This window comes from Pseudomonas nitroreducens (genome assembly GCF_010994165.1).
Classification (GTDB): domain Bacteria; phylum Pseudomonadota; class Gammaproteobacteria; order Pseudomonadales; family Pseudomonadaceae; genus Pseudomonas; species Pseudomonas nitroreducens.
This window is the reverse complement of sequence record NZ_WMBX01000001.1, coordinates 188,547-202,340: the sequence shown is the minus strand read 5'-3', so window position 1 is coordinate 202,340 and position 13,794 is coordinate 188,547. Positions and strand designations below refer to the sequence as shown.

General features: G+C 65.9%; 13 protein-coding genes. 4 read left to right on the top strand and 9 right to left on the bottom strand.

Features of this window, described 5'->3' with window-relative positions; all coding sequences use genetic code 11:
* Nucleotides 1-114 precede the first annotated feature (114 nt).
* Both GJV37_RS00995 and GJV37_RS00990 read right to left on the bottom strand, forming a co-directional pair.
* Entirely contained in the window at nt 115-702 is a 588-nt protein-coding gene (locus GJV37_RS00995; RefSeq protein WP_024762721.1) for a hypothetical protein, read from the bottom strand.
* 199 nt (nt 703-901) lie between these two features.
* Nucleotides 902-2,302, bottom strand: coding sequence for an aminotransferase-like domain-containing protein (locus GJV37_RS00990; protein WP_037006574.1), 1,401 nt, complete (start codon nt 2,300-2,302; stop codon nt 902-904).
* Nucleotides 2,303-2,437: 135 nt separating this feature from the next.
* Between GJV37_RS00990 and GJV37_RS00985 the strand changes: the two genes are divergently transcribed.
* Nucleotides 2,438-3,325: a DMT family transporter gene (locus GJV37_RS00985; protein WP_084358699.1), complete on the top strand. Its 888-nt coding sequence runs from the start codon at nt 2,438-2,440 to the stop codon at nt 3,323-3,325.
* Between the two features lie 90 nt (nt 3,326-3,415).
* Complete coding sequence (locus GJV37_RS00980; protein ID WP_483407261.1) at nt 3,416-5,797, top strand: DEAD/DEAH box helicase; 2,382 nt, start codon at nt 3,416-3,418, stop codon at nt 5,795-5,797.
* 59 nt (nt 5,798-5,856) lie between these two features.
* Here GJV37_RS00980 and GJV37_RS00975 read toward each other — a convergent pair whose 3' ends face one another.
* The 6 genes from GJV37_RS00975 to GJV37_RS00945 all read right to left on the bottom strand — a co-directional run bounded on the left by GJV37_RS00975 (nt 5,857) and on the right by GJV37_RS00945 (nt 11,741).
* Nucleotides 5,857-6,570: a FecR domain-containing protein gene (locus tag GJV37_RS00975; protein ID WP_084358701.1), complete on the bottom strand. Its 714-nt coding sequence runs from the start codon at nt 6,568-6,570 to the stop codon at nt 5,857-5,859.
* A 383-nt stretch (nt 6,571-6,953) separates the two neighbouring features.
* Complete coding sequence (locus GJV37_RS00970; RefSeq protein ID WP_084358702.1) at nt 6,954-7,739, bottom strand: 3-hydroxybutyrate dehydrogenase; 786 nt, start codon at nt 7,737-7,739, stop codon at nt 6,954-6,956.
* A 166-nt stretch (nt 7,740-7,905) separates the two neighbouring features.
* On the bottom strand, nt 7,906-9,039 hold the full coding sequence (locus GJV37_RS00960) for an ABC transporter permease (protein WP_024762716.1): 1,134 nt from the start codon (nt 9,037-9,039) through the stop codon (nt 7,906-7,908).
* Between the two features lie 9 nt (nt 9,040-9,048).
* Nucleotides 9,049-10,221: an ABC transporter permease gene (locus GJV37_RS00955; protein WP_024762715.1), complete on the bottom strand. Its 1,173-nt coding sequence runs from the start codon at nt 10,219-10,221 to the stop codon at nt 9,049-9,051.
* Nucleotides 10,203-11,174, bottom strand: coding sequence for an HlyD family secretion protein (locus GJV37_RS00950; RefSeq protein WP_065086658.1), 972 nt, complete (start codon nt 11,172-11,174; stop codon nt 10,203-10,205). The genes GJV37_RS00955 and GJV37_RS00950 overlap by 19 nt, the downstream gene beginning before the upstream one ends.
* 84 nt (nt 11,175-11,258) lie before the next feature.
* Complete coding sequence (locus GJV37_RS00945; RefSeq protein WP_084358703.1) at nt 11,259-11,741, bottom strand: phosphate-starvation-inducible protein PsiE; 483 nt, start codon at nt 11,739-11,741, stop codon at nt 11,259-11,261.
* A gap of 169 nt (nt 11,742-11,910) precedes the next feature.
* Here GJV37_RS00945 and GJV37_RS00940 point away from each other — a divergent pair, with 169 nt between their 5' ends.
* Nucleotides 11,911-12,192 (top strand): DUF3509 domain-containing protein, encoded by a 282-nt coding sequence (locus GJV37_RS00940; protein ID WP_084358704.1) that lies wholly within the window; start codon nt 11,911-11,913, stop codon nt 12,190-12,192.
* Between the two features lie 270 nt (nt 12,193-12,462).
* Nucleotides 12,463-12,729 carry a YebG family protein gene (locus tag GJV37_RS00935; RefSeq protein WP_024762711.1) on the top strand — a complete coding sequence of 89 codons (267 nt, stop codon included), beginning with the start codon at nt 12,463-12,465 and terminating at the stop codon, nt 12,727-12,729.
* Nucleotides 12,730-12,747: 18 nt separating this feature from the next.
* Here GJV37_RS00935 and GJV37_RS00930 read toward each other — a convergent pair whose 3' ends face one another.
* Entirely contained in the window at nt 12,748-13,782 is a 1,035-nt protein-coding gene (locus tag GJV37_RS00930) for a Glu/Leu/Phe/Val dehydrogenase family protein (RefSeq protein WP_024762710.1), read from the bottom strand.
* Nucleotides 13,783-13,794: the final 12 nt, after the last annotated feature.

Sequence of the window (13,794 nt, the reverse complement as noted above, 5' to 3'; positions counted from 1 at the left end):
GTTCAGGCGCGGTGAGACGCACATCGAGGTGAATCCTGCGAGGCGGCCCGGGCACAGCCCAGGCGCGTGATTGAAAAGCGGAATTATATGATATTGCTTCTCAATTAAAAGAACTCAGCAGCGCCGTTTGTGAGTATCTGTGTCGGAAATTCGCTGAACGGCATAGGCCGCGGTCACATCCATGGCGCGCAACAGACTGTTCATCATCAGGTCGGCCTCGGCCGTGACACGCAGGGGCGGCGGCCCCGGCAGTATCCGGGAAGCACCGGGTGTCAGTTCGACGGCGGCCACCACCGTGCCTTTGCCGAACAGGTATTCGTAGATCAGCAGATAGTCCGTGTCCGGTAGGTCCTTGTACTCAGCGATTCTGCGCAGCACGTTGATCGCACCGATGATCCAGTCGCGCCTTTCGGTGAACTCCAGCACGCCCAGGCTCCAGGTCTGGGTCGCATCGTCGTAGTGGTTCCAGGCCGGCGAGCGCAGGTGCCGGCTCCAGCCCGCGACCCAGGCCGCCGCGGTGGTGCCCTGCCCCAGTTCGCAGAGTTCGCTCCAGGTGAGGCCGCCTCGCCGGTGGTGATCGCCATCCAGCCATCGCTCGAGATCGCCAAAACACGCGGCGGAACCCGCCTCCTGGGAAAGAAAGGCCTCAAACCTGAAGCGGCTGATGGCAACCTTCAGGTACAACTGGCACGGCTCGGCCATGGGGTGTCCTCTTTTTCTGATCCAACGATTCACCTCGGGATGCTCAGTGCGCCCCGAACTGCTGAATCGATAATCCTAGAGCTTCGCTCCTGCTGGCAGTTCACCCACCCGTTCGACCGTGAAGTGGTATTTTTCAGATTCCCTTGTACAACTGTTCAATTTTCCGCAGCCGTTTCGGTCGATACAGGAGTTATCGCCTTTACGGGCGATTCGCCACCTGCCCCATGGCCCGCTCCAGCCCCTCGAACACACGAGGCGACAGGCACTGCGCGACGTTGAAGCGCAGGTAACCGGTGGCGCTCTGGCTCAGGCTGAAAACGTTGCCCGGCGCCAGCACCAGGTTGTCCGCCAGGGCCGCGCGCGAGACTTCGGCGGCGTCCAGCCCTCCCGGCAGGCAGGCCCAGACGAACACCCCGCCGCGCGGCTCCAGCCAGGGCTGGATATCCAGCGCGCGCAAGCGCAACAGCGTCTCGCCCATGGCGTCGGCCAGGCGCCCGCGCAGGCTGTCCAGGTGGCGGCGGTAGCTGCCCTTGCGCAGCAGCTCGAAGAGCATCTCGGCACTGAAGGGGCTGTTGCCGAAGCTGGTCGCCAGCTTCAGGTCCACCAGGCGCTCGCACCATTCCGGCTGGGTGGCGATGTAGCCGCAGCGCACCGAAGCCGACAGCGTCTTGGAGAAGCTGCCGACCTGGATCACCCGCTCCAGCCCGTCGAAGGCCGACAGGCGCGGCGCACTTTCGTGCTCGAAGTCGCCGAAGATATCGTCCTCGACGATCAGCAGGTCATGGGCCTCGGCCAGCTTCAGCAAGCGATGGGCGACCAGCGGCGAGAGCACCGCGCCGGTGGGGTTATGGAAGGCCGAGTTGGTGATGTACAGGCGCGGGCGGTGCTGCTCCAGCAGGCCAGCCATGGCGGCGACGTCCGGCCCGGTCGGCGTATAGGGCACACCGACGACCTGCACCCGATGGGCACGCAACAGTGCCTGGAAGTTGAAGTAGCCCGGGTCGTCCACCAGCACGCAGTCACCGGGCTCCAGCAGAAAGCGGCAGATCAGGTCGATGGCCTGGGTGCCGTTGTCGGTCAGCACTATCTGCTGCGGGCCCACCGGCACGCCGTAATCGCCCAGCCGCCGCGCCAGCTGTTCGCGCAGGCCGGAGTGGCCGTAGGGGCGACCATATTCCAGCAGGCTGGAGTGCGGCGCGCGGGCAATCTGCCGCAACGCGCGGCGCAGCTCCTCTTCCGGCAGCCAGGACGGCGGCAGCCAGCCGCAACCGGGCTTGAGCGAGGTATCCGCGGCTTCCAGGGATTGCCGGGAAATCCACAGCGGGTCGATGCTGCGGTCCAGCGTCGGGCCGACGTCCGCCAGGGACAGCGGCGGCGCATGGCCGGCCACATAGAAACCGGAGCCACGCCGCGCAGCGATCACACCGTCGGCGGCCAGCCGGTCGTAGGCCTCCACGACGGTGGTCTTGGACACCTCCAGCTGCTCGGCCAGCTGGCGAATCGACGGCAGCCGTTCCCCCGGCACCAGCGCCCGCGCCGCCAGGCGCTCGCGCACATGCTGCATTACCGAATCGACCCGTGTGCTCTTTGGCCTGCCCATGCCGCCCTCGCCTGCCCCTGGATTTTGTACCGGGATAATTTACGGACAGTTTGCGCAAATTGTACCTTTCTGTCACTGGCCGCCCGGCGGCTCTGCGCGCATCCTCCAGGCTCGCTCTCCTGCCGGATGCTACCCATGAACAACTCCCACACCCTCGCCTCGAACAGCCACCTCAGCGGCTGGCTCAGTGGCTTTCTCGGCGTGCTCATCTTCAGCGGCTCGCTCCCGGCAACGCGGGTAGCGGTAGCCCACTTCGATCCGACCTTCCTCACCCTGGCCCGCGCCAGCATCGCCGGCCTGCTGGCGGCGGCGATCCTCATCCTGCTGCGGCAGAAGCTGCCGGCGCGCAAGGACCTGATTCCCCTGCTGGTGGTGGCCGGCGGCGTGGTGGTGGGTTTCCCGCTGCTCACCGCGCTCGCGCTCAAGCACGTCAACTCTGCCCACGCCATCGTCTTCGTCGGCCTGCTGCCCCTGGCTACCGCGCTGTTCGGCGTGATCCGCGCCGGCGAGCAGCCGCGCCCGGCGTTCTGGATCTGCTCGCTGCTGGGCAGCGCCGTGGTGGCCGGCTTCGCCCTGTCGCAGAGCGGCGCGGGCAACTTCACCGGCGACCTGCTGATGCTGGCCGCCGTCGTCGTCTGCGGCCTGGGCTACGCCGAGGGTGGCCGCATCGCCCGTCACCTGGGCAGCTGGCAGGTGATCTGCTGGGTGCTGGTGCTGTCCCTGCCGCTGATGCTGCCGCTGGCCTGGTACACCCAGCCGCAGACCTTCAGCGGCGCCAGTTGGCCGGCCTGGCTGAGCCTGGGCTACGTGTCGCTGTTCAGCATGCTGATCGGCTTCTTCTTCTGGTACCACGGCCTGGCCACCGGCGGCATCGCCGCGGTCGGCCAGCTGCAGCTGTTGCAGCCGTTCTTCGGCCTGGCGCTGGCCGGCCTGCTGCTGCACGAGCAGATCAGCCCGCTGATGGCCGGTGCCACCGTCGCCGTGGTGCTGTGCGTCGCCGGGGCGAAACGCTTCGCCCGCTGACCGCCGGTTTCCTTCCGCGTCCCGCCCGAGAAAAATCGCGGTATCATCGGGCGTTTGCGTACTCGGCTGGACTGCCGGAAGGACACTCGGATGAAGCCACCCGCCGAATCTCCATTGCCTGCCGTGGAGCGCGACGAACTCGCGCCCCGGCCACGGCTGACCCTGGGCAGCCACGTGCACAGCGGCTTCGACCTGCGCAGCGGGCGCATGCAGAACATCTCCCGGCACCGCGCCGCGCTGGCCTTCCTGTATGGCGACATGCCGGTCTCGGGCAGCGTCACCCCGCGCTCGGGCCGCGAGATCCGGGTATTCCGCGATGACCAGATCGTCCGTGTCAGCCGCGAACTGGAACTGGAGCAGGCCTGGCGCCTGGACCTGCGTGAACTCGGCTTCAAGCCGGCGATGCGCCGCAGCGATGCCCTGGAAGACAGCGCCGGGGAAATGTTCGAACTGCCCGACGACAGCGCCTGGCAGGAGTTCATGCGCGAAGGCCTGCCGCGGCTGCGCGAGCAGGGCTGGGAAATCGACATCCGCCCCGAATTCGTCTTCGACCTCACGCCGGTGGAGAACTGGTACGCCGAGATCGAGGAAACCGACGACCGCCAGTGGTTCGACCTGGAACTGGGCATCGAGGTGGAAGGCCGGCGCATCAGCCTGCTGCCGGCGCTGATCGAACTGATCCGGCGCATGCCCGCGCTGCTCGACCCGGTCGCCCTCGCCCGCCATGCCGACGATGAACAACTGGTGCTGCGCCTGGATGCCGGGCGCAACCCGATCCACACCTGGCAGACCGCTTCCGACCGACCGCTGCGCGTCTCGCTGCCCTTCGGCAAGCTCAAGCCGATGCTCGGCACGCTGTCCGAGTTCTATCTTGGCGAACAACTGCCGGTACGCCGCCTGCGCATGGGCGCGCCGGACGCCGCGCGCCTGACCGAACTGGAAGAACTGCCGCTGACCTGGCAGGGCGGCGAGCAATTGCGCGAAATAGCGCATCGCCTACGCGACTACCGCGCGCAACCGGCGCAGATCCCCGCCGGCCTCCACGCCGAGCTGCGCGCCTACCAGCACGAGGGCCTGAGCTGGATGCAAACGCTGCGCGAAGTTGGCGCCAGCGGCATCCTCGCCGACGACATGGGCCTGGGCAAGACGCTGCAGTCCCTCGCCCACGTGCTGCTGGAAAAGCAGGCCGGGCGCCTGACCAGCCCGGCGCTGGTGATCATGCCCACCAGCCTGATCCCCAACTGGCTCGACGAAGCCGAGCGCTTCACTCCGCAGCTGCGCGTGCTCGCATTGCACGGAGCCGGCCGGCGCAAGGCGTTCGCGAAGATCGCCGAACACGACCTGATCCTCACCACCTATGCCCTGCTGCCGCGCGATGCCGAGAAGCTCGGGCAGCACGAGTATCACCTGCTGATCCTCGACGAGGCGCAGAACATCAAGAACGCCACCACCAAGGCGGCCCAGGCCGCGCGCCACCTGCGCGCTCGCAATCGCCTGTGCCTGACCGGGACGCCGCTGGAGAATCACCTGGGCGAGCTGTGGTCGCTGTTCCACTTCCTGCTGCCGGGCTGGCTGGGCGACGCCCGGCAGTTCGCCGTGGACTACCGCACGCCCATCGAGCGCCACGGCGACCAGGGCCGCCTGGCGCACCTGGCCGCGCGCATCCGCCCGTTCCTGCTGCGCCGCACCAAGGAACAGGTCGCCTCGGAGCTGCCGCCCAAGAGCGAGTTCATCCAGCACATCGAACTCAGCGAGGCGCAACGCGACCTCTACGAAACCGTGCGCCTGGCGCTGGACCGCAAAGTGCGCGACGAGATCGCCCGCCGAGGCCTGGCGCGCAGCCGCATCATCATCCTCGAGGCGCTGCTCAAGCTGCGCCAGGTCTGCTGCGACATCCGCCTGGTGAACAAGGAAGCGCCGCCGCCCACCGGCAAATCCGCCCGCGCGGTGACCTCGGGCAAGCTGGTCTACCTGCTGGACATGCTCGAAGAGCTGCTCGCCGAAGGCCGCCGCGTACTGGTGTTCTCGCAGTTCACCTCGATGCTCGCGTTGATCGGCGAGGCGCTGGCCGAACGCAACCTGGAATACGCCCTGCTCACCGGCGACACCCGCGACCGCCGCGCGCCGGTGAAGGATTTCCAGGAAGGCCGCGTGCCGCTGTTCCTCATCAGCCTGAAGGCCGGTGGTGTAGGCCTGAACCTCACCGCCGCCGATACCGTGATCCACTACGACCCCTGGTGGAACCCGGCCGCGGAAAACCAGGCCAGCGACCGTGCCTACCGCATCGGCCAGGACAAGCCGGTATTCGTCTACAAGCTGATCGCCCGCGGCACGGTGGAAGAGAAGATCCAGCGGCTGCAGCGCGACAAGGCCGCGCTGGCCGCCGGCATCCTCGAAGGTACCGGCGCCGACTGGCAACTGGACGACGCGGATATCGACGCACTCTTCGCACCGCTGCCCAAGGCGGTGTGATTGCCAGCGGAGCGTTGCGCAAACGAACAGGCTCGCCTCGGGAGCCTTGGACATTGGCCTCAGGCCAACGGCACCAGCGTCACCCACCAGCGCGTACGGTACTGCGCGCGCACTGGCAGGCCGCGTTGCAGCGCGGCAATGGCCTGCTCGGGCTGGTCCAGGGGGAACACGCCGGAAATGGCCAGGTTGGCGACCGCCGGATCGCAGCGCAGCACGCCGGGGCGATAGCGCGCCAGTTCGGCACACAGGCGGCCGAGCGTCCACTGCCGCGCCACCAGGCAGCCCTCGCTCCACACCAGTGAATCGGCCTCCAGCGTCGTTTCGCCATACAGGCCCTTGCGATCGAAACGGTCCTGGCGGCCGGCCTCGATGACACCGGCCGACTCATGGCGCAGCGCCGGCATGACCGCCACCGCACCCTCCTGCACCGAAAGCCGCACATCGCTGCCGTCCAGGCGTACGGCGAATCGCGTGCCCAGCGCCTGCAGGCGCCCCAGCGACGTATCGACCCAGAAGGCACGGCCGGCGCTGTCCGGAGCGGTCTGTACCAGCAGCTCGCCGGCGTACAGGCGCACGCGTCGAGTGTGGCCGTCGTAGGCTATATCCACGGCGCTGTCGGTGTTGAGTTGCAGCCAGCCACCATCAGGCAGGGCGATGCGTTGGCGCTCTCCCACCGAGGTGCGCTGCTGCGCCAGCCAGGGCGAGTCGCGCAGACCCAGGCTGCCACTGCCCACCACCGCCGCGGTACCGGCGAGCAGCAGCAGGCTTTTCATATTGAATACGAAATATTATTGTTTGAAAACGATGCGCCATGGCGGCCCCGCCACGGCAAGCACCATGTGTGTCGTGACGATCATCGGCAGGGACGGAAGTGCCATTTGTCGCCACCGGGGACGACGAGCCAGCGGCAATCGCCCGACGGCAAATCGGACGTGCCAGCCGATGGGGAATTGCCTGACAGACCGAACGGTAAACCCACTACATCGCTCGGCCCCGATCCAGGGGAATCTACTACTGCGCCGAATCAATCAGCCCCGCCCCGGAACAGGCAGAAATTCCAGGAGAACCGGAGCGCTTGCCGGCGCAGATGTTGTTCCCAAGCCCTGGCTCGCCTGTCGATTGAGCCGGGGCTTTTTTCTGGCGCTACGCCTGCACTTCAGCGCATCCCCCAGCCATGGCTGACCAGCACCGACTGCCCGGTGAGCGCCGCCGAGGGGAAGCTGGCCAGGAACAGCACCGTCTGCGCCACATCCTCCACGGTGGTGAACTCGCCATCCACGGTGCCGCCGAGCATCACCTGCTTGACCACCGCTTCCTCGCTGATGCCCAGTTCCTTCGCCTGCTCGGGGATCTGCTTCTCCACCAGCGGCGTGCGCACGAAGCCGGGGCAGACCACATGGGAGCGCACGCCCTGCGGCCCGCCCTCCTTGGCCAGGGTGCGAGCCAGCCCGAGCAGGCCGTGCTTGGCGGTGACGTAGGCGGACTTCAGCGGCGAAGCTTCATGGGAATGCACCGAGCCCATGTAGATCACCACACCACCGCGCCTGGCCGGGTACATATGGCGCAGCACGGCGCGGGTGGTGAGGAAGGCGCCGTCCAGGTGGATGGCGAGCATCTTCTTCCAGTCAGCGAAGGCGAAGTCCTGGATCGGGTTGACGATCTGGATGCCGGCGTTGGAGACCAGGATGTCGATGCCGCCGAAAGTGGCGGCCACCTGATCGATGCCATTGTCCACCGCCTGCTCGTCGGTGACGTCCATGACCACCGCCAGGGCCTTTCCGCCGGCTGCCCCGATCTCATCCACCACACGCTGGGCGGCGCCCTGCTGCAGGTCGGCGATGGCCACGGCCGCGCCCGCCTGCGCCAGCGTCAGCGCGATCTGCCTGCCGATGCCGCTGGCCGCGCCGGTGACCACCGCAACCTTGCCATTCAATGGATTCATCACAGAGCTCCCGCAGAGGTAGGAACTCTCACTCTAGACGGATCAGTCGCGCGTCAGCTCGATATTGCCGTCGCGCTGTTGGCGATAGACCGTATACGGCAGTGCCAGGGTATCGGTAGCGGCACTGAGCACGCCGTCGAACAGGGGGCAGAACGAAAGTGGCCGCCTACCAGCCCTTGAGCTGGTCCCAGCGCCAGTTGCGGTACTGGTAGACCAGAGTACCCAGTAAACCGTAAGCCGCCGCCATGGCGAACAGGATGAGAATCCTGTCGGCAACGGCAGAGAGCGGCAGGTTCATCTGGTTCATTTCCACCACCGCGCGAATCGCCCAGGTGGACGGTATCGCGTCGGCCAGCAGTTGCACCCACTGCGGCATGGCCTGGGGCGGCCAGGTGAAGCCGGCCATGTAGAACAGTGGCAGGGTGATGAAGGTCATGGTCAGGTAGACCGCCTCTTCCGAGGGCAGCACCTCGGCGATGAATTCGCTCATGGCGATCACCGCCAGCAGGAACGGCAACACCAGCCCCATCAGCATGAAGAACGACGCGGTCTGCCGGTAACCCATCATCCACGGCCAGATCACATAGAAGAGCATCGCCAGCACCGTCCAGATCGACAGCTGGGCGGCGTACCGGCCAAAGCGCGTGGACGCCGGCTGGCGCAGCGAACGCGGCGTGCCGCCGCGCAGGTTGAGATTCACCCGCGTGCAGGAAAGCAACAGGCTGTGCTGCAGGATCAGCGTCACCAGCCCCGGCAGCACAATGGCCGCGAAGCTGGTGCCAGGGTTGAACAGGTCGGTGAGCTGGCCGATGGTCGGTTGCAGCAGGACGTTCGACTGCTGCTCGGAGAAGCCCCCGCGCATCAGCCGTTCGCGGTTGTAGCGCAGCGACAGTTCGGTGTAGGTGGCACTGATATCCTGCTGGATCTGCCCATTGGCCATGCGGTTGGTGGCATCGCCGAAGATCGGCACGGTGACCGCCTCGCCACGCAGCACGCGCTTCTCGAAGTCCACGGGAATCACCACGATCCCGAACAGCTCGCGCCAGGCGAGATCGCGTTGGGCTTCAGGCAATTGGTCGTAGGCACGCACGGCGATCTTCGGCGCGGCGTCGAGCTGGCGGATCAGCTCGCGGGACACCGAGCTGTGATCCATGTCGATCACCGCCACCGGCAGGTCGTCCATGGTGCGATGGGCGTATGGCAGGGTGGTCAGCGTCACCGACAACACCATCAACAGCCACAGCGGCTTGCCGAGCATGTTGCCCAGGGACTGGCGGAAGACGGTCCAGAAGTTCTGCATGGCGGTACCTTACGCCGGGCTCAGGTCGAGGCGCCGGCGCAGGCGCATCTTGGCGATCATGTAGGCGATCAGCGGGTAGAGCAGCAGCTTGCAGCAGGTATAGAGCCCGGACTCGGCCGGCGCCCTGCGCAGGAACTGGTCGAACAGGCCGTGCAGGGTATGGGTCAGCGGCTCGGCCTCGGAGATGATGCGGGCGATCTGCGGCATCGCCAGCTCCGGCAGCAACACGCCGGAATAGGTCTGCGCCACACCGATCAGCAGGCCGATCAGCGAATAGGCGCTGAAGCGGTTGGCAGTAAAGATGAACAGCATCAGCCCCACGCTCTGCGCCGCTGCCACATAGCAGACGGTGATCGCCAGCATCCACCACGGATTGCCATTGATCCGCGCGCCATTGATCTCCACCAGCAGGAACAGCTCGACCATCAGCAACGTACTGAACAGCAACGTGTAGGGCGCCATCTTGCCCAGTAGACGAGCCCCAAGGGCCTTGGCCCGCAGGATGTGTGGCGAGGACGCACGCAGCTCCGGTGCCTCCCGGGCCAGCACATGCACCGTGGCAACGATCACGAACAGCTGCAGCAGATGCACGATGGCGGCGAACTGCTGGAAGTAGATGTAGTTGCCGCTGGCATTGAACAGGCTTTCATAGGACACGCTGATACTGGCCAGCGCCGGCATGCTGCGATCCATACCCACGGCCAAGCGTGGGCGCAACTCGGCGTTGACCGAGCTCATCAGGCCGCTGAAATCCTGGGTCGAGTAGAAGCCGGCGGAATAGAACAGCGAGTTGTAGTAGAGCTCGGCAACCGGCTGGCGACCCGACAGCGCATCCGCCTCGAAGTCGCGGGGGATATATAGCAGCGCATAGTCGTCGGCCATGCGCAGGCGGCGCAGGCCTTCCTGCAGGCCGCCGCCGAGCACCTCGACCTTGGCGTGGGAGCCGGCATCCAGCTCACGAACGATGCGTCGCGACAGGCTGCTGTGGTCGGCATCGACCACCGCCACCGGCATGTCCAGCAACGTGCCCGCCTGGTACACGCCGCTGATCACCACGAACAGCAGCAACGGCCAGAGCCAGCCGAGCCAGTGGATGGTCCAGCTGCGCAGGGCGACCCGCGTCTCGCTACCGAAGGCCTGGGCGAAGCGCCGCAGGTTGCTTCTTACTGCTTCCACTGCCACAGCGCGCTCATCCCGGGTCGCAGGCCTGGCACCGGTTGCTCCGGATAAAGGCGGACCTCGAAGGTCTTCAGGTCGAAGTCACCGGTGGCACGGGTGGCACGCTTGGTCGCGAAGTCGCCCAAAGGTGCGATATAGCTGACCTTGGCCTTCACCTCGGCGCCCTTCAATGCCGGAACCTGGATGGCCACTTCATCGCCTTTCTTCACATCCGCGAGGATGTCTTCCCGCAGGTTGAAGACGAAATAACTGTCGGACAGGCGCACCAGCGTGAGCAGCGGGCTGTAGGCATTGACCAGTTCGCCCTGCTCCGCCGGGATCGGCCCGACCTCGCCGTCCACCGGTGCCACCACGTTGAGGTCGTCGGTCTGGGCCTGCAGTTCGAGGATCTGCGCATCGGCCCGGCGCACGGCAGCTTCCAGCGCCTGCCGGCGCTCCTCACGGTCGCCCTGGTTGCCCTGGTCGAGATTGGCCTGGGCCTCGGCGACGCGGTTGCGCGCCACGTCGCGGCCGCGCCGGGAAAGGTCCATCTGCGCCTGGGAAACGAAGCCGCGCCCGGCCAGTTCTTCATTGCGCTGGTACTCCAGCTCGGCATTGCGCAGCTCGGCCTGGGCCTGGGACAGGCTGGCCTGCAGGGCACGCAGGGTTTCCTCGCGGGTGCCATGGAGAGATTCGTCGAGATTGGCCTGCACCTGGTTGCGCGCAGCGCGCAGGGAATCCAGCTGGGCCTCTAGCTCCGGACTGCTGAGGGAAATCAGCACCTGGCCCTGCTTCACGTCGTCGCCACGCCGCACATGCAGCACTTCGACCCGCCCCTTGGCCTTGGAGGCGACAATCACGTTGGTGGCGTCCGCTTCACCCTGCAGCAACAGCGGCTGGGTATGCAGGCGCAGGTAAAGGGTGATGGCGATGATCACCAGGATCAGCAGGGGTGCGAACAGCTTCCATCCCTTCATGGAGTGGTCTTCTCAGGCGGCGGATGCACCGATGGTAGTGCATCCGCCGCCCGAGCGGCGGCTCTGGATCAAGCCGGCGGGCGATCAGCGCTCGTCGTCGCTGATCAGATCGCGCTCACCGCCACCCCGTTGCGTGGAACTCGGCGAGGGAAAGCGCGAGGAGGCGTAACGCACCACGAGGATCGCCAGCGCCAGCAGCAGCAATGCCACCGAAACCAGGATGATGCCGTCGTCGGGCACGTGGTTGTGCTGGATGTCGGCGATCATCAGGCGGGTCAGCGCGGTCATCGCCACGTAGATCAGGAAGCGCACCGGCATGTGGTTGGTCTTGAAGTAGATGCCGACCATCGCACCCAGTTCGAGGTAGATGAACAGCAGCAGGATGTCGTCGATGCTCGCATGGCCCTTGCCGACCATCTCGCCGAAGGCCACCGCCGCCGACCAGAACACCGTGCCCCCGATGGCGAACAGCGCCAGGTAGTGGAAGCCCTCCACCAGCAGATTGCCCAGGGATTCGGCACAGCCGTGCATCCGTTCGCTCAGGCGCTCGGCCCAGTTCTGTTTCATTCGTCGGTTCTCCGCAATACAAGGCTTGGTTGGCGTGAAGCCTGCAAGTGCTACGCCATTGATCTTGCGCAGTCATGGCACAGATCGACTGCGCGAATATGACTGCGAACTTTTTCGGCTGCGCCCCGGTCCATCCAGAGGCACGCCCCACAACAGGCAGGAACGAGTGATGGATAGTCCCTTTCAGACGCTGACCGACGCCTTTCAGGACCAATACCGCGTCAACTTCAGCGTTGAACGGCCCGACGGCAGCATCGTCCTTACCCTCTCCACCGAAGAGGGTGTGATCGCGCGCCGCCTGATCCGCAATCCCCAGCTGCAGGACCCGGAGCAACTCCAGCGCTTTATCCAGAGCATCCGGTTCGGCATCGCCATCGAGCAAGGCGGCACAGCGCCGCAGCTGCTGGCTGCCATGACGCGCGGCGATAAAGGCCTGCCGATCGCGTCCTGACGTTCCCCTCTGCAAGAATTGCTTCCCTCAGAGCCATCTGACTGACGATTCATTGCGCCAGTCACCTGGCTCGCTGGCGCGCGCCCACAGGGCGTGCGCACCGCTTTGGGCCGCCCACCGATGGTGGCCAGATACAGGCACTTCCCCTTCCTGCGTCTACGCTGCTGACAACGATTCGCACACCAGCAGTAGCATTGCGCAATCAATTTACTGTATAAACAACCAGTAAATTTGCTCCCCCCAATCAAAGAGAAGGCACAGAGGTGATGAATGGCCGTCGAAGTGGTGTACCGCAGCAGCCGCGATCCGGAGCGCCTGTTCATGGATAAGGCAGAAGCCGACCGGCACGACAAGATGCTGGAACTGGCGGAAACGCTGGCCGAGGTACTGGAGAAGGCGGTGCCTTCGCTCAAGGAAGATCAGCTCGAGGAGATCGGCATCTTCATGGCCAAGAATCGCGACGCCTTCGCCCGGGCCTTCAAGAACCAGCCCGATGCGCTCAACGACATCTTCAGCGAGGGCGCCGCCGAGGAGTGACGTACGGCGGCACGAAGCTCAGTGCCCCGAATATTCCCCGTAGAGAATCCGCTCAGCCAGCTTGTCGGCTACCCGGGCCGGCGACAGATGATCGGCCTGTGCGTGGGCATAGACTTCGGTCAGGCGCTCGGCGATACGAGACAGGTGCGCGGTAATGGTCGGCAGTGACTCGCCCTGGTGCTGCAGGGCCACGTAGATCAAGCCACCGGAGTTGATCACGTAGTCCGGCGCGTAGAGGATGCCCCTGCCCTCCAGTTCATCCGACACCTCAGGGTGCGCCAGCTGATTATTGGCCGCCCCGGCGACGGCAGCGCAGCGCAGGTGGCCGACCACCTGCGACGTCAGCACACCGCCCAACCCACAGGGCGCAAGGATGTCGCATGGCGTGGTGAGCAGCGCTTCGTTGGGCACCGGCCGTGCGCCCAGTTGTTGCACGGCCAATTGGACCTTGCCTGCGTCGATGTCGCTGACCAGCAGTTCCGCCCCTGCGGCCGACAGATGTTCGGCCAGCGCATAGCCCACGTTCCCCAGCCCCTGAATCGCTACACGCAGCCCATCGAGATCATCACTGCCCAGGCGCGCCTGGGCGCTGGCACGAATGCCGGCGAAAACGCCCAGTGCGGTATGCGGGGAAGGATCGCCACCGCTGGTGGTGCTGGTGACATGACGGGTGAACTGGGCAATGCAGTCCATATCGGCGCTGGAGGTGCCACTGTCCACCGCCGTGATGTAGGCGCCGCCGAGGGTGTCGATCATGCGGCCGAAAGCCTCGAAGAGTTCGCCACGGTTGTTGACGTGAGGCGCGCGCAGTATCACCGCCTTGCCGCCCCCCTGGCGCAGGCCGGCCAGCGCCGCCTTGTAGCTCATGCCCTGGGCCAGGCGTGCGGCGTCGCGCAGTGCGGCATCCTGACTCGGATAGGGCAGGTAGCGACAGCCCCCCAGGGCCGGCCCGAGCCGGGAGTTGTGGATGGCGATGATGGCCTTGAGTCCCGTGGCCGGGTCCTGGAAGAGATGCAGCGACTCGAGCCGGGTGGCTTCCATCATGTCGAACATGGCGGCGCTCCC